Below are 25133 nucleotides of genomic sequence, written 5' to 3' on the forward strand. Positions count from 1 at the left end.
AAAAATCATGGGTTCACATATACCTCAAACAAGAACAGACAAACTTTTTAACGTGTTTGTATATATATGTATTACTTTTGCGCTATTGATTGTTCTGTACCCATTAATTTATATTATTAGTGCTTCAATAAGTAATCCATCATACGTAAACAGCGGTAAAATGTGGCTTTTCCCTAAAGATATTACTTTAGAAGGCTATAAACTAATTTTCGATAATAAAGAAATTTGGCAAGGGTATTTAATGACTTTCTTTTATACAGGATTGGGAACTTTAATTAATCTAATTGTCACAATCCCAGCGGCATATGCACTATCACGCAAAGACTTTTTTGGTAGAGGCATTTTTACCGGTATGTTCATTCTTACAATGTTCTTTAGCGGCGGTTTGATTCCAACTTATTTAGTTGTAAAAAACTTAGGCATGATTAACACTGTTTGGGCGATGGTATTACCAAATGCTGCAGCTGTATGGAATATTATTATTTCTCGAGTATTCTTCCAATCTACAATACCGAAAGGATTAGAAGAAGCAGCAATTATTGACGGAGCATCCAACTTAAAACTTTTCACTAAAATTATTTTGCCGCTGTCTGCACCAATTATCGCTGTTATGGCATTATTTTACGGTGTAGGCCACTGGAATGGATATTTCAATGCGTTAATCTATCTATCTGATCGAAAATTATATCCACTGCAATTAGTGTTAAGGGAAATTCTTGTTTTACAAGATATGTCTTCCAACAATACAAATATTACAGGGGAAATGGCTCAATTGATGCATAGTAAACAACAATTAGCAGCAATTATTAAATATGGAGTAATGATTGTTTCTACATTACCAGTTATAATCGTGTATCCATTCTTACAACGTTACTTTGTTAAAGGAGTAATGATTGGTTCCTTAAAAGGTTAAGTATTTGCAAATAATTTTAAGGGGGTGGTTACACTTATAGGATCACTATCTTTTAACTAAACATATCCATTATTTGAAAGGGGTAAAAAGATGAAAAAGACTACGAAGATCTTGTCAATATCAATTGCAGCCATGCTTTTACTAGGTGCTTGTAGCTCCGGAAAAAATTCAGATGGCAATAATGGCGGAAAAGATTCCTCAGCAAACAAAGTAACCGTAAATAAAGAAGGTTTCCCAATCGTTGATGAAAAACTCACACTCTCTTTAATGGCGCCTGGAACGGGTATGGCGGAATGGAAAGACATGCCAACTCTAAAAGAGTATGCCGAAAAAACGAATATCGATTTTAAATATGATACTCCACCATTAAGCGACTTCCAAACGAAGTTAAATCTTGCATTTGCGAGTGGAGATGTTGCTGATATTATTTTCGCTGCAGGCTCTGACAATTTAACTTCTGGTATGGAAGTAAAATACGGTAAACAAGGCGTATTGCTTCCATTAGAAGATTTAATTGATGAATATGCTCCTAATTTCAAAGCGTTAATGGAAAACAATCCTGAAATAAAAAAATCTATTACAACGACAGATGGTCATATTTATGCATTGCCAGTCATTAACCAGCATCCAACTTCAGCTTGGCCAGCAGGTCCACTATGGTATAACGGTAAATGGCTTGATGCTCTTGGCGTGAAAGAAGTTCCTAAAACGACAGATGAGCTATACGATTTATTAGTTCGCTTTAAAAATGAAGATCCTAACGGTAATGGCAAAGCAGATGAAATTCCTTTACTCGACGTTAAAATGAACAGCAGCCGTACATGGTTCTTAGCAGCATTTGGTATGAAAAAATGGGGCATTGAAGAAGTGGACGGAAAAGTTAGATATGCACCAACTTCTGATAATTACAAAGAATATTTAACTTATATGAATAAACTTTTTAAAGAAGAATTGTTAGATCCAGAGACTTTCTCTCAATCTGATGAACAGAAAAAAGCTAAAGGACAAGAAAATAGACTTGGTTTATTCCCTGATTGGTTCTCCTTCTTTACAACTGGTGAAACAGAAGAAGTGGCAATGAATAACCCTATGTTCCAACCTTTAACAAGCTCTATTTCACCTGAAATTGTTTTACCTGGAAATCCTGGAATTAGTAGAGGCGCTTTTGCCATTACAAAAAATAATAAGTCTCCAGAAGCATCTATTAGATGGGTAGACTACCTATACTCAAAAGAAGGTAGAGATTTCTTTGATCAAGGCCCTGAAGGATATTTATGGAAGCAAGGCGAAAATGGCGAAAGAGAATACCTTGAAGTTCCAAAAGAATTTGCAAGCAGTGAAGATTATCGTGGAACTTTAACTCCAGCTTATGGTATTGCTGTACCAATGCTTGTTGATTTAGTTGAAGGTGCACCAAGATCAGATTTCGATTTGTTTATTGAAGAAGAAACAAAAGCAAAAATTGATCCTGTTGCAGAAACAGCATATCCGTTAGTATATTTCTCTGATGAAGAACAAGAAAAAATAAATACAATTGAAGTAGATTTAAAATCCTATGTAGAGCAAATGGAAGCGAAATTCATAACTGGTGTTGAGCCATTATCGAACTGGGATAAATACGCAGATACGATCAATAAAATGAAAATCGACGAGCTTGTTAAAATTTATCAAGACGCGTATGATCGTTTTGCACAAAATTAATAGTTAAATATCCAAAAATCGTAAGAGTGACACACATAAAATTTCAGCCACCGGTATTATTACGGTGGTTGTTTTTTACTAAAATATCAAATAATTAGTGGGTTTTTTCATTGAGATAAAGAGAAAGGATAGAATACTATGGAAAAAACGACTGCACATATAATTTCTCATTCACATTGGGATCGCGAATGGTATCTTCCATTTGAGAAGCATCGTTACTATTTAATAAAACTAATGGATGCGTTACTAGAAAAATTGGAACATGATCCTGAATATAAAAGCTTTCATCTAGATGGACAAACAATCATAATAGATGACTATTTAGAAGTTAAACCTGAAAAATATAATCTATTGAAAAAATATATTGAAGAAAAACGAATCATCATCGGCCCTTGGTATATTTTGCAAGATGCTTTTCTAACAAGTGCTGAAGCGAATGTACGTAATTTGCTCATTGGCATGAAAGATGCAAAAAAATTCGGACCTTTTTCTAAGCTTGGTTATTTTCCTGATACATTTGGAATTTATGGACAGGCACCTCAATTATTAAATCAAGCGGGAATAAATGAAGCAGCATTTGGGAGAGGCGTTAAACCAACTGGATTTAATAACACGGTCAGCGACTCGGAAAATTTTGAATCGCCGTATTCAGAATTGGAGTGGCAATCACCAGATGGCTCAAGTGTATTAGGTATTTTATTTGCCAACTGGTATTCAAACGGAAATGAGATTCCGGTTGCACAAGAAGAAGCGGAAAAATATTGGGAACAGAAGCTTGCAGATGCGAAAAAATATGCTTCTACACCGCATTTGCTTTTTATGAATGGCTGTGATCATCAACCTTTGCAAAAAGACCTTCCAGAAGCACTGAAATTGGCAAATGAGCTATATCCGGATATTGAATTAAAGCATTCGAATTTTGATGAATATATGGCGAATGTGAGAAATAATCTTCCCGAAAAGTTGCAAGTCGTTAAAGGAGAGTTGCGCAATCAACGTACAGATGGATGGTCTACACTTGTTAATACGGCATCCGCTCGGATTTATTTAAAACAAATGAACCATTCCGCGCAAACAAAGCTCGAACGTTTAGTAGAACCACTTGCTGCATTTGCTTTTATGAATGGGGAAGAGTATCCGGAAGACTATTTGAATTTCGCTTGGAAGCAGCTTATGCAAAACCATCCACATGACAGCATTTGTGGTTGTTCCGTAGATGAAGTGCATGAAGAAATGGTCACCCGTTTTAAAAAGGTCGATCAAATAGCTGATATGCTGATTGAGGATCAAACGAATAAACTTGCAGAAAAAATCAATACTTCCGTACCTGCGGGATATGAAAAAGCGATTCCACTAATCGTTATGAATACATCTGGCTACAAACGCAATACCGTCATCGAAAAAATTGTTGATTTTGAAAAGATATATTTTGGCGAAATGCCATTACAAGAAATACATGGACATTTAAAGGATAAAGCCTTGCCACAGCTTGCGATCGTAAACTCAAATGGTGAAGATATGTCAGCCACAATAGAAGATCTTGGTGCAGAATTTGGTTACGATTTGCCAGATAATAAATTTAGGCAACCCTTTTATACAAAAAAGATAAAGGTCATTTTTGCAACAGAGGAGCTGCCTGAATTCGGATATGGCACATACTTTCTAGTAGAAAAAGAATCCAACCATCATGTTAACGGAATTGCGAAAGACAATCATATTCTTGAAAATGATGATCTTCGTGTAACAGTTCATAAGGATGGAACGTATGACATTCTTTATAAACCAACTGGAAAAGAATATAAACATATTGGCAGTTATGAAGATACAAGCGATATTGGCAATGAATATATGTTTAAAAAAGCAACAGGGGAGAAAGCTTATTCAACAAAAGACTTACAAGCCCATGTGAACATAGTGGAAAGTAATGCCTCAAGAGGAGTCATTGAAATTATTCATCAATTCGATATTCCTGAAGCAGCTCATGTGGAATTGGAAAATATAAAAGACAAGCTTGTTTGGCATAAATTTCGTGAGGCAAGACGTTCAGATGTATTAACAACACTGGAATTAAAAACGACCTTGACACTTAATCAGCATGCAAAAGGTTTGGCTGTAAAATTGGATCTAAACAATACAGCTAAAGATCATCGATTAAGAGTTGTTTATCCAACTGGCTTTGCAACAGACCATCATTTAGCCGAAAGTGTTTTTGAAATAGTAAAAAGACCGAATAAGCCGGAATTAGAATGGACGAATCCGAGCTTTGACCACCATCAACATTCATTTGCGTCCTTGTCAGATGGACAAAATGGTTTAACGGTTGCTACAAAAGGCTTACAGGAATATGAAATTGTTGAGAAAGACACGACCTTATCCATTACAGTGTTAAGGGCGGTTGCTGAACTAGGGGACTGGGGGTATTTTCAAACACCTGAAGCCCAATGCCAAGGGAAACAAACGGCGGAATGGTTTGTCATCCCACATGAAGACGATGCCATTACAGCTAAAGCTTATGAAGCAGCCTATGATTTCCAAATCCCGGCAATATGTATTCAATCAACTGAACATATTGGTGAATTACCGGCAAATGGATCATTTTTCGCATGGGAAAATAACGGACTCGTTTTTTCAAGCTTGAAAAAGGGGGAAACGAACGACAATCTCTTTTTCCGTGTTTATAATCCTTCTAACCTGAAAAAAACAATGACTGTTGACTCATTGACGAATGTACATTATTTTGAGAGTAATATAATAGAAGAAAAAATAGCGGAGGCAGGTAATACATATCAAAATATTCCTGTAGATGCTTATAAAATCGTAACAGTAGGGATGGAAGGAGAAAAAGAACAATGACAAATTTGCCAGCATCACTTCAAAATATTATTGAGGAAGTTAAAGTGGCTTTTCCAGGAGAAAAAAAGTTACATGATATGTTTTCTCAATGCTTTGTTAATACGTATTCAACGACTTTACATCCAATGGAAGATGGGACTACCTTTGTAATAACTGGAGATATTCCCGCGATGTGGCTTCGTGATTCAGCTGCACAAGTTCGCCCTTATTTATTGGCGGCGAATGAAGATGAAGAGATTAAGAAGATGCTAGTTGGTGTTGTAAATAGACAAATCCGATTTATCCTTCATGATCCATATGCGAATGCATTTAATAGTTCTCCAAGCGGAGATAGATACCATGAAGATCAAACGGAGATGACCCCATGGCTTTGGGAACGCAAATATGAGGTTGATTCTTTATGCTATCCAATTCAGCTTGCCTATTTGCTTTGGAAAACAACAGATGAAACAACACATTTAGGGGAAGAGTTTCAAGTGGCAGTAAAAACGATCATAAAAGTATGGAGAACAGAACAAGACCATGAAAATAATTCACCATACCGTTTTGAACGTGAAACGAGCTTACATACTGAAACTTTAAAACGTAACGGAAAAGGTGGAAAGGTTGCACCAACAGGAATGACATGGAGCGGATTCCGTCCAAGTGATGATGCTTGCACTTACGGTTATCTTGTGCCAGCTAATATGTTTGCTTCAGTTGTCATGGGATACGCAGCTGAAATTAGTGAAGAAGTATTAAAGGATTCACAGTTAGCGGAGGAATGCAGGATACTTGGTCAAGAAATCCGTCAGGGGATTGAAGAATACGGGACAATTGAACATCCGTTTTATGGAAAAATGTATGCGTATGAAGTGGATGGAATGGGCGGCTATCTACTCATGGATGACGCAAACGTACCAAGCCTGCTTTCAGCACCATATCTCGGATACTGCGATTTTGATGATGAAGTCTATCAAAATACAAGAAACTTTATCTTAAGTAGAAACAATCCATATTATTATGAAGGAAAATCGGCAAGAGGAATTGGCAGCCCTCATACACCGGATCATTATATTTGGCATATCGCTCTTTCTATTCAGGGAATGACTAGTTTGAGGGAAACGGAAAAAGAAAAAATCTTGCATACACTTCTAAATACGGATGGAGGAACTGGATTCATGCATGAAGGATTCAACGCATCAAATCCAGAAGAATTCACTCGTGAATGGTTTGCATGGTCCAACACGATGTTTAGTGAATTTGTGCTTAGTTATATTGGGAAAACTGTCAAAGGCAGCCCTTTATATGAAAAGATGAATACTAAAGAGTAAAAAAAACAAAATTGGAGCCATGATTTTAATGCTCTTGTTAACCTTGACTGTTGATTTCCGCTGCAGGTGTTCGCTTTCCGCGGGCGGTACGGGGAGCTTCCTTGGCGCTAAAGCGCCTGTGGGATCTCCCCAGTTCCGTATTCCCGCAGGAGTCTCACACCTTCCGCTACAATCAACATTGTGCCTAAAGCTCTATTAAGAGCTTTTTAGTGGAGAAAACAAACTTTTTTTTATGGGTTCCGATTCCTGTCGTCAAACCCGAAAATGTAATCGAAAATGCATCCCAAATTGTACAGCATTTTATATCCATTTTAGAGAATCAGCATTCTTTGATATATAAGCGGAGAAATTTCTCTTAAATAGGAAAATAGCACAGAAAATAGATCAAATAGACGGAATGATTCCGACTATTGATTCGAAAAACGTCAAAATGGGTAATTTTGAGTTGCTTAATCGGAAAACATACCCTTATATCCCCAAAACCGAGCTCTTTTCTACGGACTAACCGGAAAATCTCCGCTTATTTTATATATTACTGGTTACCTAACCTAACGGTAAAACTAAGAAAGACATCCACGAAAGTACCGGCACTTGGTGCTCCTTCATTAGCATTTGCTTTAACATTGTTAGATGAGAAAACCCATTCTCTTAGCCTCAAAGATAAGTTCATCCCTGAATTTTGGATGGGCTATTTCTATAAGTGAATTTGTTCTTTCATAGATGCTTTTGCCTTTTAATTGGGTAATTCCATATTCTGTTACAACGTAGTCAACGTCATTTTTTGAAGTGGTGACGACAGATCCTGGTGCTAGTATTGGCTGGATTCTAGAAATCGTATCATTTTTTGCTGTTGAATAGAGACAAATGAAGCCTTTGCCGTTTTTCGCAAAGCGGACTCCTGTTCCAAAATCTGCTTGTCCACCAGTAGAGCTATAATATTTTCCGGCAACTGTCTCAGAAGCACACTGACCATAAAAATCAACTTCGGTTGTGGCATTAATGGCAACCATATTATCTTCTTGGGCGATAATTCTTGGGTTATTGACTTTGTCAACAGTTAACATTTCGATACTGTGATTGTTATCCATAAAATCGTATAAATTTCTTGATCCTAAAGCAAAGGTGGCTACCATTTTTTCCTTATACGTCTTCTTTTCTGCACCTGTGACAACGCCTTGTTGAACTAAATGATAAATCCCATCCGTTAGCATTTCCGTATGGATGCCTAAGTTTCGATGATTACTTAATAATCCAACAACCGCATTCGGAATCCCGCCAATTCCTACCTGTAAAGTAGAGCCATGATCAATTCTTTCGGCAACATACTCCGCAATTTTTTGGTCAATATCTCTTACGGGTATTTCCGGCAGCTCATGGAGAGGCTGATTGTGATGAATGAATGCCTCAACTTGAGAAATATGAATTTTATTTTCTCCAATGCTTCGTGGCACTTGTTCATTGACTTGAATAACAAAAGGTGCCTTTAGCAGTATAATCAGCCCCTGTCCCTAAGGAGAAATAACCATTTTCATCCATTGGAGATGTTTGACAAACAATGACTGGATTTTTTGTTATTTCCTCTAAAAGTTGTGGCATTTGATGAAAGTGATTCGGCATTAAATCACATTTCCCATTTGAAAATGCCTTTCTAGCAAAACCATTCATAAAGTAAGAGATATACTGGATATTTGGAAACTCCCCTTGAATGTATTGCCGATTTTTCATTTCTAAGATTTGATGAATCCTTAAGGAAGGGAAAGCGTTGGGATTTTCGTCAATCATGTTCAAAATAAAATCAGGTTCTCCATTTCCTATGGATACGATGACATCATGATATTTAGATAGAATAGATAATATTTCATTTTGATTTTTTTCTTTGATGTTTTTCATAGATGAAATCCTTTCAAGAACTTATTTTCTATTAATTTCTTTATATTCATACAAGCTTTAAGTACTATAACGAGAATATATCAACTAATAATACTAGGTAAGGTGTCAATTGAATGAAGAATAGTGTCATTGCAACCGTTGGTGGATTGATAATCGTCAACAGAAGAAAGTGAAAAAATAGAAATAGGAAAGGATAGCCCTGACCAAAGTCATAGCTATCCTTTTTAAAAATATTAACTTTTCGCTTGAGTTTTGCAATAAACATCAACAAAGTGGGCAGGGTTTAATTTTTCGCCGGTTACACGCCTAATTTTTTTATTCCAGTAATAAAGTGCAGCTGGTTTGAAGAATTGATTGATGAGCATTTCCCCAGTTTCTTTTGTGAAAAATTCTGGAGAAATCTTCGTTTCAATATGGCGAAGAAGCTGTGCTGCCATTAATTCTCCAAGTAAATAATTTTGGTAATAAACAGGTGCGAGTGTAAAGTGAATTTTTGCAGCCCAATCAGGATTATTGGTTTCATCAGGAGGAGTGACTAGCTGAACTTCACTGACTGTTTTCCACCATAAAGCGTTTAAATCTTGATCGGGATTTTCGTACAGTTCTTTTTCAAAATATACAAAGGTAATGATCCATCTTACTGCAATAAGCATTTGTAACTGCTGGTACTTATCTAATTCAGGAGCAAGCTCATTTACTGTTTCTTCATCAACTTGTAAGAAGCGCTTTAACCAACGAGAATCTTTGCCCATTTTTCCAAATAGCATCGCGATTGCTTCGGTTGTTAAAGTATGACTTGGTGTACGTAATCCGAATGGTAGGCTAGAATCTACATATTTAAAATAAGCCGCATGGCCAAACTCATGCAGGTTCGTTTCCATCCAATAGGAATCTTCCATTAAGTTACAAAGGACACGAACGTCGCCTCCGCGGTCAATGTCCATGCAAAAGGCTGTTGGGTTTTTCTTTTCTCTAGGGAACAAATCGCTTTTTGCATATAGGTCATCTATTTCGATTCCCATTGAGGTAAACGTATCTGTCGTGATTTGAACTATATCCTTTCCTTCGTAAAAAGGATCTAGATTGGTAGAATCAGATGGTGGTGCTTCCTGGAAAAAGGGATCGATATAATGCCATGGGCGTATATCCTCTCGATTAATTCCAAATCTAGCAGCTAAGCGTTCATCTAGTTCTTTCTTCATTGAACGGTAGGCCTCATCTGATTGAGCAATCAGTTCGTTGAAAATAGCGAATACCTCTTCGCGGTCAAGTTCTTGAAGAGCAAAGCCCATTTGATGATGGTTATCAAATCCTAGTAGTTTTGCAGCTGCGTTGCGCTTCTTAACAAGCTCAAGCAGGTCTTTTTCTACGACTTTACCAACCTCTTTACTTGCAAACCATACCTTTTTACGTAATTCTTGATCATCACTATTAACCAATATATCTCGAATATCATTGGCAGAATACTTCTTGCCATCCACTTCAGGTGAGTATGTATTAAACAATAAGTTCAGTTCAGAAGACCGTTTAGATAGATCAGAAATCACTTCTTCAGGTAATTGATTACCTTCCATTTCGTTTAATAGAAGTTGAAGCTGACGTTTTTCGATCTCAGTTAAGTTTTCCTTTACTAAAAATTGTTTGGTTTTCTCATATGTATCTTTTGAAGAGAATAAAAGATTGTACCTCGTTTCAGCTTCACTTAATTTAGCAGCCCACTCAGGGTCTCCAGTTGTTTGTGCCATCCAGCTTGATTGAGTTACATCTTTATATAATACTTGCATTTGGTTATTGATATCTTTTAAAAATGTTTGTAGTGTTTCCATCTGTATCAATACCTTTCTATATTTATGTGTCGCAATAGTTACATTATTTCGTGTGATTTAATCCTTTGTCAAGGCACAAAATTACTTTTGAAGGGGTTATCCAATTATATAAACCTAGCTATCTTTAATTGGTATTATTACTAGGTGGCACAACATCTTATCAAATAAATAACTCTGTTGCTAAAATTCTACTAATTCCTGCACTAAATTTCACCTATAATAAGTAAGCGAAATGGATATTTATGTTAAAGTGTGAAAAGGGTTGCATAATAGTTTCCTATACTAACGGCTAGGGTAGCACACTGAAGTGTAAATACTTTGAACTTTTTGTTTAAGGTTGGTTAGGGGGGGAGTAATGAATATTAGAAAATTTATAATGATAGTTGTTGGTATATTAATAATTTCTGGTTGTGGTCAAAAAAGTCTTAATGAACGACACCAACAATACTTAACAAATAAAGGGTGGAAAATAAAAGGAATTATCGAAGTAGAAACCTTTATACTAGAAGAAACTCCAGATGAACTTCTAAGTGGTTTTGAAGCAAACAGTATTACAATTTTCAATGAATATCTAGGTAAGGAAGTTACGCAATATATATACGAATTAAAGGAAAAAGATATTGAAGGAAAACGTTTGAATGCAATCATATATGAAGAAAAAGAAAAGATCATTGGTGGTCACGGCTTGCTTCCTAGTTGGACACTAGGTTTATTTAATTTAGATGACAAACAAAGGCTAATAAATGAAGGAAAGATTAAACAGTAAAATAATTCATTAAGTTAAATTTACAATGTTCCTATTCAAATATTATATTCTGGTGCCTGCCCCCGGTACGATATCGTACTGCGGGTCAGGCACCTTTTTCCTATCGATTCATTTTTAGGGTGTTTTTGTTTTGTAATAAATAGTTTGAAAGGTAGGATTTAATTCGTTTTATAAAAATATAACAAAAGATATAACCTTATGTTTTTTTCTGTGGGTTTAAATAAATTGTCCAAACTTATCCATGTGTATATTTTGTTTTGACCCACGGCTTTCAGGGAAGTCATATATTATGACTTTTGATTTGAGCAAGCTAGGATTTTTATGAAAGGGGTAACATTGAATGGCAACTATTGAAGAAGCCGATCGGATTTTAATATATGCTCCTATAAGTGGGAATGTCGTGGCTTTAGAAGATGTTCCAGACCCGACATTTGCTGAAAAAATGATGGGAGATGGCATTGCGATTGAACCTAAGGATGGGAAGGTGGTCGCTCCATTTGATGGTAAGGTTATTCAAATTTTTCCAACAAAGCACGCCATTGGGCTTATTAGCCATTTCGGACTTGAATTATTGATTCATATTGGTCTAGAGACCGTTTCTCTAAATGGAGAAGGTTTTGAAGCACATGTTAAGCAAGGAGATAATGTAAAAGACGGAGACCCATTGGTCACTTTTGACTTGGATTTTATTAAGGAAAATGCGAAAAGTCATGTCACTCCGATTATTGTTACGAACGGAGACCAGTTCGAAGAATTACATAAAACACATGAGAAAGATGTTATTGCATTAGACTCGGTTCTTTTGGGAACAGCACCCAAGGGAGGGGGCGAGTCTAAAGATAATGAACAAATCACTTCCTCAACAAATGAGATTCAGTATGGTAAAGAGGCTAAGGAAATTGTAGCTGCAGTCGGCGGTGTGGTGAATATAAATGCAGCCACTCATTGTGTGACCCGTTTGCGTTTTGCGCTAAAGGATGAAGACAAGGTTAACAAAGCGGACCTAGATAAAATGGGAATCGTAAAAGGTACGTTTTCAGCAAATGGCCAATATCAAATAGTGATTGGTCAAGGTACTGTTGATAAGGTTTATAAAGCAATGGTTCACGAGACAGGTATCGCGGAAGCATCGAAGGAGGATGTTAAAGCAGCAGGTGGAGAAAAACTAAATCCACTGCAAAAAGCAATTAAAGTATTGGCGGATATTTTTATTCCGATTTTACCGGCCATTGTAACTGCTGGTTTACTAATGGGTATTAATAATATATTAGCGAATCCGGGAATCTTTGGGAAAGGTGCACCTGCACTTATCGAGACATACCCACAATGGGCTGGTATTGCGGATATGATTAATATCATTGCGAATACAGCCTTCACATTCTTACCTTCATTAATTGGCTGGTCAGCCGTTAAGAGGTTTGGGGGCCATGAATTACTTGGTGTTGTCCTTGGCTTAATTCTTGTCCATCCAGACTTAATGAATGCATGGGGATATGGCTCAGCAGTTGCGGAAGGTAAAATCCCTACTTGGAATATCTTTGGGTTGGAAATAAATAAGGTTGGGTATCAAGGACAAGTACTTCCAGTACTATTTGCTTCATGGGTACTAGCTAAAATAGAGATTTTCCTAAGGAAACGTGTCATTGATTCACTTCAATTATTAGTGGTTGCACCAGTTGCGTTATTGGTAACGGGCTTTTTGGCATTTGTTTTAATCGGTCCTGTTACATTTAAAATCGGAAATTGGATTACAGAAGGATTGGTATACGTCTTTGATGTCGTGCCAGTCATCGGAGGACTAGTATATGGTGCAGTATATGCTCCACTAGTCATAACCGGAATGCATCATACGTTTTTGGCGGTAGATCTGCAACTGATCGGTAGTACGGGGACGACATTCTTGTGGCCCATTGTTGCTTTATCTAACATTGCCCAAGGTGCAGCTGTATTTGCCATGATGCTTGTTGCAAGAGATGAAAAGTTAAAAGGGCTGGCAGGAACATCAGGTATTTCTGCCTGGCTCGGAATTACGGAGCCTGCAATGTTTGGTGTAAACTTGCGGTATCGATATCCTTTTTTTGCAGCAATCACTGGTACAGCGATTGCTGCAGCATATATCACATTCCAAGGAGTAAAAGCAACTTCAATCGGTGTTGGAGGCATTCCTGCGATATTATCGATTGTGGCGTCTAATTGGGTATCGTTTTTAATTGGCATGCTTATCGTCATTGTCTTTCCGTTTATCGTTACGTATTTTATTGCTAAGCGGAGATTATCATTGCCTGGGAGTGAAAATAATGAGTGAAGCTTGGTGGAAAAAGGCAACGGTGTATCAAATTTATCCAAAAAGTTTTAATGACACAACCGGTAATGGTATTGGTGATATACAGGGAATTATCCAAAAGCTAGATTATCTCAAAAAACTAGGCGTGGACGTAATTTGGTTAACACCTATTTATAGATCACCGCAAAAAGATAATGGGTATGATATTAGCGATTATTACGACATTGAACCAATGTATGGGACAATGGCTGATTTCGAGCAATTATTGGATGAAACACATAAACGCGGTTTGAAGCTAATTATGGACCTAGTCATTAATCATACATCGACGGAACATGAATGGTTTAAACAAGCAGCCTCATCTAAAACAAATAAGTATCGTGATTTTTATATATGGAAGGATGCTGTTGAAGGAAAGGAGCCTACAAACTGGGAATCAAAATTTGGTGGTCCAGCTTGGCAATATGATGAGAAAACGGGTCAATATTATTTGCATTTATTTGATGTAACACAGGCAGATCTTAACTGGGAAAACAACGAGGTTAGAGAGAAATTGGTTGAGATGATTCGCTTCTGGGCAGAAAAAGGAATTGATGGGTTTCGCCTTGATGTAATCAATTTAATATCAAAGGATCAGCATTTCCCAAATGATCATACCGGTGATGGCAGAAGGTTCTATACCGATGGTCCACGAGTCCATGAATATTTACGTGAAATCAATCATGCCGTTTTTGCGCCTTATAAAATGATGACAGTTGGTGAAATGTCTTCGACGACAATAGAAAATTGCATCCTTTATACAAAACCGGAACGAAAAGAATTGGATATGACCTTTCAATTTCATTATCTAAAGGTAGATTATCCGAATGGGGATAAATGGACAAAGGCACCATTTGATTTTATTGAATTAAAAAAAATCCTCTCCGATTGGCAGGTTGGAATGCATAGAGGCGCGGGATGGAATGCACTGTTTTGGTGCAATCATGATCAGCCACGTGCTGTATCTCGATTTGGCGATGATCAAACATATCATAAGGAATCGGCAAAAATGCTTGCAACCACAATCCATATGATGCAGGGAACCCCATATATTTACCAAGGTGAAGAAATCGGGATGACAAACCCTAACTTTACCTCGATTACTCAATACCGTGATGTGGAATCTTTGAATACATATGAGATTCTAAATCAAAAGGGAAAATCGGAGCAAGATATACTAGATATACTGCGGCAAAAATCACGTGATAATGCCAGAACACCTATGCAGTGGTCGAGTGAAGAAAATGCTGGATTTACAACAGGTGTACCGTGGATTGAACCAGCCCGAAATTACAATGAAGTTAACGCTAAAAAAGCAATGAATGACCCCAATTCGATCTTCAGTCATTATCAAAAGCTAATTGAGTTACGTAAAACGTATGACATCATAACGTATGGGGACTATCATCTGCTTTTAGAAAATGACCCTCAAATCTTTGTCTATACAAGAGAGTGGAAAAATGAAAAATTAATTGTCGTAAATAATTTTTATGGTAAAGAAGTTTCGATCGAACTTCCTGTAGAAGGCGTAGAAAACCCGCAAATCCTACTATCAAATTACGCTAATTCACACAAAAGACTGCACAAAATAACGTTGAGACCTTATGAGTCAATCGTGTATTGGGACAAGGGGGAGGTTTAATAAAGGATATTAGCAGAAAATAAAAGGTCGGCCAATATCAAACGGCTCAAAGGTGTTGGCCGATTTTATTTCAGACCATGATAGCGAATTTGTCCGACAGATAAAGGATACGGGTAATCATCATTTTAAGTTATTTAATGTTTTGGAATTTATGTAAATGAGAATTACGGACCCTGTCTTTTATGGTCCATCCCGAAATCGATGGAACACGGATTTTATTTTTGAATTCTGGTGCCGATCCCCAATGTGATTTTTTACGATATGACACTTATAAATGTTGATATATCAATGTTTGTAGGTGTTTTTTTATGTTGGAAAAAGAATGGAAGAGGTAGGATTTGTATTTGTTTTGATGTTTCATGAATTGCCTGTGTAAAATGGTATGGATTTGTTTATTTGAGGGTAGACAAATGGTTCTTCACCTGCATTTTTTTAATGTTAAAACATCAACTAGGAGTGGGAAAAATAAATTATATCCCATTGTAATATCGACCCCGTCCACCAGTATCTTTAGGTAAAAACGAGTTTATTTATGAAACGATAAAACACTCGCAAATGTTGATATATCAATGTTTATGGTTTTTTTGTTTTGAGATAGGATTTGAAATCATTTTACACTAAATTTACACAATAAATTCTCCTTAAACTGATTACTTACTAGTGGTTTGTATATTTTATTAACTTAAATATGATAAATATGGAAATGTTTTATTGCACTATATAGTTTAACCTGTTGGGGTTACTAAAACTGGTCTTTCTAATTGACCGGTTTTTTGCATTAATTTAAAGCTTTAAAAAACTTTTATTTACAATCTCTTAATTTGGAATTTCTTAATTTCCTTGTATAATTCTGTTAAAATATGCGAAATATGATTACTAAAAGGTTGTTGCATTAAAAAATCCACCGAATAGGTGGGGAATAGATTTCAACACCATAAGGTAAAGCGTCCTTTATGTAGTCATCTGTATAGCCTTTATCTCTCAGGTAATCTACTAAAGAACTGATTAGAACTAAGTAGGGATAACCTGAATATCTCCTATCCTCATAAGGCTTAGAAATGGCAGTTAGTTGTTGCAGTTGTATCCTTGCCTTAACCCCCTCTACTGTGAAAACAATTCTAAACTTCTCAATAAGCTTGATTGAGGGTAAGAGTGTGAGATGAATTTTTTATTAACACTTGACTTCACCACCTTTTTAAAAACTCTCTAATCCTTCTTGAATAACCCTGATTGAGCCACCGATTTTAACAGTTAGAATTTCTCCGCTCTTAGCAAGTGCATAGACTTTGCATTTTGATAGTTTGAGTAGTTCAGCTACATCGGTAACAGTAAGTATTTTCATTTGTTCCATACTTTCAATGTTATGTTCATTAACAATATAAGAAAGGTAAATAAAAAAATAACAAAGAATGTAAAACAGAATATATCTTTCTAATTCTGAAGAAAATTGTGCTAACTAATAGGGGAGATGACGTCAAAAGAAAAGATATTTTAGGCGTTGAGGGGAAGCGAACGTAGGTATTTTATATAGAATATTGAAGGTATTTAAGTATAATTCTTTGTAGATAGTAACAGAACAAAAGAGGGTATTCGGAAAAAATGATTGAGATAGGTTGGGGATGACGTACAAGCTAAATTTATTAAAATTTGGTACAGAGGGAACAAGGGCTGCGGTTATTGATTAGAATATAACTAATTCATTCGGTAGTGGTAGAGTAGGGTTTATAAAGGTTTATTTTATTATGTGATATATATAATTTTCTTCTCTGTAAGTTAGATGTAGGACAAAAGGTTATAGTTGTGACATAAAAAGCAGAGGCAACAAGCTATTAATATAAGAGGAAAATTGCTCATCAGTTCACCTTTGAAGGATTATTGACACCTAAAACAATCGCTACTAGGTATGGTATTTCAATAGAAAACCATTTTTTTCGACAAATTTTCCCAATTCACAATAGCATTGTGATAATCTAGAAAGATAAAGAATAAAAAAGGTGATCTAATGAATAAAGATATATTCATACCAAAATCTCTAATAAAAAATGCCAACGATAATAAATTGGTCTTCTTTATTGGGGCTGGTTTTTCAAGAGATTTCGGCTTCCCTGATTGGCATGGTTTAGTAAAATTAATTTTAGAAAAAATTATTGATGATGATAAAAGCTATAGCCCATTTTTAGATCTTCTTGAGAGTAAAAAATTAGGTGTATTAGAAATCTTAGAACACATAAAAAATGAAAAGAGGATTATTAGGGATACAATATATAACGAGTTTAAATTTGATACCGAAAAGACTATTTTACTTGAGAAACATAAAAAACTATTGAGTATCTCAACTAAAATTATTACTACAAATTATGATCAATTATTGGAAAGAGCTGGAGAGGGAATCATTGAAAAAATTATTTACACAAACAACCATTTAATGGGTCAAATCTCCAATCGTGACTCTTTTATTTTAAAAATTCACGGAGATCATGAAGATGCAGAAAATTGTGTATTGTTAAAAGAAGATTATGAGAACTTATATAAACATAATAATGCTGCTCTTGCCCAATTTAAAAATATTATCACTAATAATACTGTTCTTTTTTTAGGATTTAGCTTAAGTGACCCTTATGTAAGTAACCTGTTTAGATATATTAAGGAACTATACAAGGGATATAATGAAAAAAGTTATATAATAACTATTAATAATGAGGATTTTTCACAATATAATGTTAAAAATATTAACTTAAATACTTATGATGAAATAGTTCCATTTCTTGATAAATTACACGAAACATTGACTACAGAGTCTAAAAAAATAAAACCTGTAGAATTTGAAATTGACGAAGACGAATTAAAAAGTTTTATTTTAGATTTTAATAAAAATAAGAAAAGAGCATCTATTGTTCCAGATCTTAATGAAGAAGAAATTGAAAATAAATATGAAAATATGGTATGTAGTGAAAGTTTTAGAAAAGAAATTGAAGGATACTCTTCATATTTCCCTTCAATTGATGAAATTATGATGTCTCCTAGCTATATGGATTTTGACAAGAAGACGATTATTACTAGCACAATAATGTCTAGCTATAATAGAGTTCATAATAATTATGAAAATGGTGAGAGTATATTTGAAGCTACTGTTGATGAGATCTATAAAGAATATTCCAATGAAATTAAATATAGCAAAGCCTTATTGAAATTTTATATCAAAATTTTAGTAGCATGGACAATTATTGGTTGTGACATTTTTAATGAAGATAAGCGGAAAAAGGTGAATTCATGAATTTTTTTATGATGCACAAATACCAAAGTATAGAAGAAAATTTATTATATGATGCTAAAGTTCTGTATTCTTTACTAGAAGAAAATAAATCAAAGCATATAGATGAACTTTTCTCAGAATTTGCTCAAAAACAAGGGATTGCACTTAGTATTAGTATTGAAAGAATTTTATTTTTATCTCTTTCATTCTTATATTCAACAGGAGTGATTACATCAGATAGTAATATGATAAAGAAGGTAAAATTATGATTTTAAAAGAATTAAGTATTTATTCATTTAATGAGAAAAAAGTGTTAAATAGTTATAGGTTTAATGATGTTGGATTAAATATCATACTTGGAGAAAAGAAGGATGAGGCAGATGAGGCAAATGGTGTAGGTAAAACAACTATGGTGGAATGTCTTTCTTTCTTATTGGGCGAAGAAGTACATCCATACTATAAAAATAATAAAATACTGATAAGCAAAAATATCTTGATTACACTCGAAATCTCTGCTAATGGCATAATATATTTTTTAGGCCGCTACTTTAACACTCCAGAAAAAGGGTATATTCTTTATGATAAAAAAGCAAATTTTGACTTAAATTGTTGGGAACCATATGAAGATAAGGATTATAAAACAAAAATACAAGAGATTATATTAGGTGATAAAGTTGAAGAAATATCTTTTGCCTCCATCAGAGAATATATCATTAGAGATGAACAAAATGGTTTTATTAAAGATACTTTAGGTATTTCAGGCAGAAATGCCACAACTCAAAATAAAGTTTTAGCCTTCTTATGTAACTTACCCTATAATTCTGAAAGTGAAATAAAGAAAATTACTAAAAGAATAACTGAACTTAAAGATGAGAAAAAAGCACTTTCAACTACAATAGGTAAAACTATTTCGGAGTTAAGATCCGAAAAGTCTAAATATACAAACCAAATTAAAAAATTGGAAAAAGATATTAATTCAATAAATATTAATAAACAATACAATATTAAAGTCTCAGAATATAGTAAAAATAAAAATGAGTTGAATAAAATTCAAAACAAGATTTTTAAATTACTTCATGTTAAAAACCAATATCAACAAAATATTGAGAATTTAAAACAAAAAGTAGAAGATATAAAGGGATTAAACGACATTGAACCTTTTTATAAACAGCTCTTGGGAACATTCCCAAATGAAGTATCGCATAACTATGAGAATGTAAAAAAATTCTATGATTTCATGGTAGACAACAGAGGAAAATTTTATGAGGGAAAAATAGAAAGCATTGATAATGACCTAGAAGAACTTAATACTTTAAAGGCAAGTTATGAAGAAAAATTAAAAGAAGATTACAAGATACTTAAAAGTAGTAACATTGTAGAAGATATAAATTCTATGATTTCTAATAGAGAAGATTTAAATACAAAAATTGCTGAAATTAATATTCAAATCAATAATCACGATAGATTAAAAAATCTTACTAATAAAATAAATTCTTTGAAAAGTGAACGATTACTTGTTACACAGAAAAAGACTGATGAATTCACTTCATATGAGCAGCACATCCTAAGTTTAGAAACTCTTTTTCAAACACTATCTGAATTAGCTTATGACACAGATGGGATTTTAAATATAGAATTTGATAATAATGTAAACGATAGAAAAAATTCCATTACAGGAAGAGTGATTATTGAATGCAGTCTTCCTGATGACCGTTCACATGGTATTAATTATATGAAGATCAACATGTTTGATCTAACATGGTTTCTTTCTTCTTTATCTGGAGAAAGTGGACACAATATTAATTTTTTAATTCACGATGGCTCTTATTCTAAACCAAACCCCTCAGTAAAGGCGAAGATACTAAAGTTTGTTGATACCAAGATTAAGTCATTAAGTAAAGGACAGTATTTTGTCACTATTAATAAAGATGAAGTTCTCAAGAAGGACATAGATTTTTTTGAGAAGAATGGTAATATTATTGCAAAATTAGAACGTACTGATGATAATTCTAAAAGGTTCTTTGGATTTAAATTATATGATCAATCTTAATGTTTATAGAAAGTAAAAAAGCTATTATCTTTTTATAAGTAATAGCTTTTTTAACTCATAATAAAATGCTTAGCTAGGAATGGTTTAATTAATCTAATAACTTACTTATAGGTACCTTATTCGAATTTAACAATGACAATAATGCAAACCTTATCATTCTTTCTAACCCCAAAAAAGTAGGAGACTGACTTATAGTTTTAGCTGCTCTTTTACCTACCGTTATTTCACTTGGTTGTCCAATTACTATTTCATTATTATAGTTACGGTGAGGACTTATATAACTTCCAAATTCAAGACCTTCGTGGACATATAGACTTCTTAAATCATAAGCAGACTTTATAATAGTTTCAGATTGATCTTTAGTCAATACTCCAATATCTTGGCTAGTCTCATTTCCATTAAAGAAATTTTCATTAAGAAGTCCTAATAAATTGTATGTGTACTTTCTTTTAACTTGATATAATCTACTCTTTAAATCATTAACAATTGATGAACCTCTTTCTAACGTATTTATTAACTCAAAATTCTTAAGTAAGTTTTCATCATATAATTGTTCATCAGTGTATTTATCCTCATTAAAATTGGATAATATTTCTCCACAGGTTATTAAGTCAAGATATGCAAGTTCAGGCTCTGAAGGAAATATACTTAGCGCTCTATTATAAAATTTACCCGCTGCTATTATTCTTCTTCTGAACTCTTCATCAACATTTGCCTCCTCTAATAAAAGTGGCTCAATAAGTCCATATTGATCTAAGGACAAAGATATTTCTAAATCTTTTCTTGGATTTGAATTATATTGAGGTTGCCCATAGCAACTATTAGGACTATTACTCAAATTGGGAAGCATATTTATTCCATGAGACTCTAACATTCCATGAAATTTGAACTCTTTACCGTATAAGATTGATAATAAGATACAAAATACTTCACCATAAAATGATTGATTTGGCATTAATATTACGCCAGGTGCTATTACCGGCTCTTGTCTAATTGTTACAACTAGATATGTTCTTGAAAAGGGATTATCATCAACTTTTAATGCTGTATCGTCTGTAGGAAAAGATATTGAAATAGATATATCCTCTGACAAATATCTACCTGTAAACCTAGCGGGTGTTGAAAGCAAAAATTTATGTAATGACTTGTCTGGTTTTAACATTTTATACACTCCTCTCTCACATAAAAATTTTAACATAATATTACGTTTTATTTCATATTTCCCCTTCTTTTTGACTTTAAATAAATTAAGTTAAATTCCATTTATGCTAATATTAGGTAATAAATAGTAATATAAAGAAATTTTATAACAATTGAATGGAGTAAAGATAATGAATGCTGAGATTGAAAGCTTAATGTCAAGTTATACATTTGAAGACTTAAAAAGTGCTATTAATAAAGAAGACCTAATAAGAATAGTGGAGGTTTTAGGGCCACTATTTATTTTAAATCAAGAGGGTTTTCGGAAAAGTTTGATTAAAACAGGGTGTTTACCTGAACCATTAAGTAGAAATTATGACAAAAAAAAATTAAATCTTTTCATAGAGGCAGTTAAAATAACGAAAACAAATTTAGAGGTTTTAGATACTGATCTAGCAGATGACTTTGAGAAAGTATGTAATAAATTAATTGTAGCTATTCATATAATTGCTGAAAATAACAAAAAAAATATGAAAAGTTTAACTGAAATTGACTTTCTTGATTATCCTTTTACTAAACAAATTCAAATGCTTTGTACCTTTATTGAAAGCCAATCTATTTATTCACAAGATGTTGTTATGAAGAATTATAAAGAAGATTATATTACTGGCTTAGAGTATGAAATTCCTGCTGAAAATGAACAAATTTCCATTGCTGATAATTTAGAAGCAATGATTGACTACACAAATACACTAATTAAATTATTACACTTTAAAAACAGAGGTAAAATCGATGAACAATTTAGTGTTTACGAACAAATATCTCCTTACTATTTGCCCTCTATTGAAAAGTTATTATTATTGACCTCTAATCGGTTTGCATTGAATCGTATATGGGAAAAAATAAAATTTGGTTTCTGGGATTTGGATGTATACGATGAAGAAGGAAAAAGTTTATTATACTTTAAACCACAAAATATAGATAATTTCAAAAAAGAAAGAGCTGCTACTCTTAGGTATCGATATAAAGATCATATATATACAAATAAATCTATTAATAAATCAAAAGAGATTATAAAGAAGGTTAATTCCACAAGTGTAAATGAGGACATATCTCTTGATGATCCTACCTCTATTTTCCTAATTAATGAAGAAGTCTTTGATACTTACACTGATTTTGTGAAAATATACGTTGATGTTGCATATCAAATGCAGAAAGAAAACTTGGGTTCTACTATAGAAAATATCAAGATTGGTCCAAAAAAAAATATCACAATAAAAGATATTTTATTTGGAGGGGAATATTTAAAAGTATTAGCATTAGTCTATCGTGACGTCTCCCATACTAAATTTAATGATAAAGATGAAAATACCTTTAAATATCTAGCACCTATATTCTTAATAAGTGATTTAGTAGAAGATTTCTCGAAAAGATATAATTTTTCAAATGAGAAAGCACAGGAAATTCTAGAGCAATACATTTTTTATCCTAATTCATCTTTTGATATATTCTCTCAACCACTAATTTATGTTGGAGAAGGACATATAATTTTTACTCCACAGTTAATAAGTCAAATGAATGACAATAGAATAATAGAGATGCATATTTCTAAATGGGAAGTTGATGTTTCTAAAAAAGGTACAGAGTATGAAAGCACGATGCGTTCTTTACTTCGTTTCGCCCCGTTTCTTTCAGTTAATTCTAAACCTATAACTTTTACTGCATTAGATGGAAAAGAAGTAGAATTCGACTTTATTGGTATGTTTAATGATGCCATATTAATAGTTGAAATTAAATGTTTAAAGAGACCATTTTCTCCAAAAGAAATAAGTCAAAGGGAAGCAGATGTTATTGAAGGTGTAAAACAAGCAAAACGAAGAGAAGAAATTGTAAAAAGAGAATGGGATAAAATAAAAGAGCAATCCGATATCAAATTACCTAATGATCCACCTGAAAAAGTAATTAAAATTGTGTGTTTAAACATTTTTGACTTTACAGGCAGAATTGAAAATGATGTATACATAACTGATTTTTCAGCATTCTCAAAGTTTTTTGTGGATCCAAATATTAAATCACATACTAACCAAGAAAATAATCCCTTAAATAATGTAGTTGTTGAAAGTCTTTGGAAAGGAACTGAACCTGACATTGAAGATCTATTAGATTATTTAAAAACACCTGTTGCAATGAAAGGTTTTTATAAAAAGCTAGAAGAAGTTCCGCGCCCATTAGTGATTTTTGACGAAGATGATCCAAGAATTGCCTTTATGGATTTTTCATTAAAAGAAAATCCTATTTCTGTAAATGAAATATCTAAGAAACAACCTAAACAGATTAGCAATAAAACTACAAATAAACCCAAGAAGAAAAAAAGACATAAAAAACGAAATAAGAGACGACATTAAATATGCTAATAAATAGACTAATGAGTGCGTTAAAAAATGTGAAGGACATACAGTCTTTCACACTTTTTAATGGAACTATCCTTTGTCTCTCATAAGCTTATAAATACGATTTATAATCAATTCTAAATCTGAATATGGTTTAATGGTATCAATCTGAAGATAATCATTTATCTCAGATCTAATAGGTTTAAGGTAGTTAGTAACTATGTTATTAGTTAATTGTTGTATGAAATTAGTATTAAGACCTACTGCTTTATTTAAATAACCTAAGAAGTTTTTGTCCTCCTCTTCTGATGTAATATCGTAATGTATCATGTTTCTCATTATTGAACATTCTTCTTTTATATCTTTTTCAAAATCCTCTAGAAGAGTGTTAACTCTCCCGTTACTTATTTTATCCTATTTTTCAAAATCAACTTTTGAATAAGTTTTTAAGTTCAATAGATTATCAATAATCTCATCTGTTTTTAACGTTATCAACCTTATAAGAATATAGTCATCTAAAAAATTAGGATTAATTAATTTTGATACATAATTGTCTTTTAGCCATATAGCATCATTAATTTCTTGTAAGCTTAAGATCAGTCTAAGAATAAATGTGTTACTTGCATCACTTTTATAATTTAATAATTTTTGATGATTAATATCTCACCATTTATATGGATTTGAGGGTATCTTCTTAACGTTATTAATGAAAATATTTGGAGATATCCCATACTTATTTTCGAGGTATTTAATCAAGAAAGTAGAGGCTTCACCTATATATTTTACTAAATAAAATATGCCATCTGTTGTATTGGACTCTTCACCCAAAAGTGGCAATGTTTCAGTATTTAATAAAATATATGTAGAATAAAGCGTACTTCCAACTATCTCTCCATCTTTATTCATATAAAACCCTATATTGTTTATATCATCACCGTAAGCCCGAATTATAAAAAATAAGCGTACCTATCCGGTACACATCACAAATAGCCGTATGACCCGATTTTTTCAATCGAAATACGGCTTACTTCAATTATTTGCTACATTCTGCTTTAATCATTTTTGACCAAGGC

The 25133-nt window shown here is 33.5% G+C and carries 17 protein-coding genes; 11 read left to right on the forward strand and 6 right to left on the reverse strand.

Annotation, left to right across the window (positions count from 1 at the left end; all coding sequences use genetic code 11):
• Nucleotides 1–7 precede the first annotated feature (7 nt).
• The 4 genes from KHA96_RS04025 (at nucleotide 8) to KHA96_RS04040 (ending at nucleotide 6780) form a co-directional block, all read left to right on the forward strand.
• Nucleotides 8–913 carry a carbohydrate ABC transporter permease gene (locus KHA96_RS04025; protein WP_213127988.1) on the forward strand — a complete coding sequence of 302 codons (906 nt, stop codon included), beginning with the start codon at nucleotides 8–10 and terminating at the stop codon, nucleotides 911–913.
• Nucleotides 914–1003: 90 nt separating this feature from the next.
• Entirely contained in the window at nucleotides 1004–2614 is a 1611-nt protein-coding gene (locus tag KHA96_RS04030; RefSeq protein WP_213127989.1) for an extracellular solute-binding protein, read from the forward strand.
• A gap of 138 nt (nucleotides 2615–2752) precedes the next feature.
• Nucleotides 2753–5467 carry an alpha-mannosidase gene (locus KHA96_RS04035; protein WP_213127990.1) on the forward strand — a complete coding sequence of 905 codons (2715 nt, stop codon included), beginning with the start codon at nucleotides 2753–2755 and terminating at the stop codon, nucleotides 5465–5467.
• Nucleotides 5464–6780, forward strand: a complete 1317-nt coding sequence (locus KHA96_RS04040; protein WP_213127991.1) for a glycoside hydrolase family 125 protein — start codon at nucleotides 5464–5466, stop codon at nucleotides 6778–6780. The genes KHA96_RS04035 and KHA96_RS04040 overlap by 4 nt, the downstream gene beginning before the upstream one ends.
• 626 nt (nucleotides 6781–7406) lie before the next feature.
• Here the strand turns inward: KHA96_RS04040 and KHA96_RS04045 are convergent.
• From KHA96_RS04045 to KHA96_RS04050, 3 genes are all read right to left on the reverse strand, one after another.
• The gene (locus KHA96_RS04045; RefSeq protein ID WP_349305658.1) at nucleotides 7407–8231 is read right to left on the reverse strand and encodes an acetyl-CoA hydrolase/transferase family protein; all 825 of its coding nucleotides are present in this window, start codon (nucleotides 8229–8231) and stop codon (nucleotides 7407–7409) included.
• Between the two features lie 4 nt (nucleotides 8232–8235).
• Nucleotides 8236–8670, reverse strand: coding sequence for a hypothetical protein (locus KHA96_RS23340; RefSeq protein ID WP_349305660.1), 435 nt, complete (start codon nucleotides 8668–8670; stop codon nucleotides 8236–8238).
• Nucleotides 8671–8903: 233 nt separating this feature from the next.
• Nucleotides 8904–10496 (reverse strand): M2 family metallopeptidase, encoded by a 1593-nt coding sequence (locus KHA96_RS04050; protein ID WP_213127992.1) that lies wholly within the window; start codon nucleotides 10494–10496, stop codon nucleotides 8904–8906.
• Nucleotides 10497–10851: 355 nt separating this feature from the next.
• On the opposite strand from KHA96_RS04050, the gene KHA96_RS04055 reads away from it, so the two are divergent.
• From KHA96_RS04055 to treC, 3 genes are all read left to right on the forward strand, one after another.
• Nucleotides 10852–11262 (forward strand): DUF4830 domain-containing protein, encoded by a 411-nt coding sequence (locus KHA96_RS04055; RefSeq protein ID WP_213127993.1) that lies wholly within the window; start codon nucleotides 10852–10854, stop codon nucleotides 11260–11262.
• A 340-nt stretch (nucleotides 11263–11602) separates the two neighbouring features.
• The gene (treP, locus tag KHA96_RS04060) at nucleotides 11603–13567 is read left to right on the forward strand and encodes a PTS system trehalose-specific EIIBC component (RefSeq protein WP_213127994.1); all 1965 of its coding nucleotides are present in this window, start codon (nucleotides 11603–11605) and stop codon (nucleotides 13565–13567) included.
• Entirely contained in the window at nucleotides 13560–15227 is a 1668-nt protein-coding gene (gene treC / locus KHA96_RS04065; RefSeq protein ID WP_213127995.1) for an alpha,alpha-phosphotrehalase, read from the forward strand. The genes treP and treC overlap by 8 nt, the downstream gene beginning before the upstream one ends.
• Nucleotides 15228–16422: 1195 nt before the next feature.
• Here treC and KHA96_RS04070 read toward each other — a convergent pair.
• Nucleotides 16423–16578 (reverse strand): helix-turn-helix domain-containing protein, encoded by a 156-nt coding sequence (locus KHA96_RS04070; protein ID WP_349305662.1) that lies wholly within the window; start codon nucleotides 16576–16578, stop codon nucleotides 16423–16425.
• Nucleotides 16579–17229: 651 nt separating this feature from the next.
• On the opposite strand from KHA96_RS04070, the gene KHA96_RS04075 reads away from it, so the two are divergent.
• The 3 genes from KHA96_RS04075 to KHA96_RS04085 are packed head-to-tail and all read left to right on the forward strand — an operon-like array spanning nucleotide 17230 to nucleotide 20530.
• The gene (locus tag KHA96_RS04075) at nucleotides 17230–18501 is read left to right on the forward strand and encodes an SIR2 family protein (RefSeq protein WP_213127997.1); all 1272 of its coding nucleotides are present in this window, start codon (nucleotides 17230–17232) and stop codon (nucleotides 18499–18501) included.
• On the forward strand, nucleotides 18498–18749 hold the full coding sequence (locus tag KHA96_RS04080; protein ID WP_213127998.1) for an ABC-three component system middle component 6: 252 nt from the start codon (nucleotides 18498–18500) through the stop codon (nucleotides 18747–18749). The genes KHA96_RS04075 and KHA96_RS04080 overlap by 4 nt, the downstream gene beginning before the upstream one ends.
• On the forward strand, nucleotides 18746–20530 hold the full coding sequence (locus tag KHA96_RS04085) for a DUF2326 domain-containing protein (protein ID WP_213127999.1): 1785 nt from the start codon (nucleotides 18746–18748) through the stop codon (nucleotides 20528–20530). The genes KHA96_RS04080 and KHA96_RS04085 overlap by 4 nt, the downstream gene beginning before the upstream one ends.
• 88 nt (nucleotides 20531–20618) lie before the next feature.
• Here the strand turns inward: KHA96_RS04085 and KHA96_RS04090 are convergent, their stop codons facing one another.
• Entirely contained in the window at nucleotides 20619–21692 is a 1074-nt protein-coding gene (locus tag KHA96_RS04090; protein WP_213128000.1) for a HEPN domain-containing protein, read from the reverse strand.
• Nucleotides 21693–21861: 169 nt separating this feature from the next.
• On the opposite strand from KHA96_RS04090, the gene KHA96_RS04095 reads away from it, so the two are divergent.
• A complete protein-coding gene (locus tag KHA96_RS04095) occupies nucleotides 21862–24075 on the forward strand; it encodes a hypothetical protein (protein ID WP_213128001.1) in 2214 nt (737 codons plus the stop codon).
• Between the two features lie 648 nt (nucleotides 24076–24723).
• Here the strand turns inward: KHA96_RS04095 and KHA96_RS04100 are convergent.
• Nucleotides 24724–24966 carry a hypothetical protein gene (locus tag KHA96_RS04100; protein WP_213128002.1) on the reverse strand — a complete coding sequence of 81 codons (243 nt, stop codon included), beginning with the start codon at nucleotides 24964–24966 and terminating at the stop codon, nucleotides 24724–24726.
• Nucleotides 24967–25133: the final 167 nt, after the last annotated feature.

The organism is Bacillus sp. FJAT-49711 (assembly GCF_018343715.1).
Lineage (GTDB): Bacteria > Bacillota > Bacilli > Bacillales > Bacillaceae_C > Lederbergia.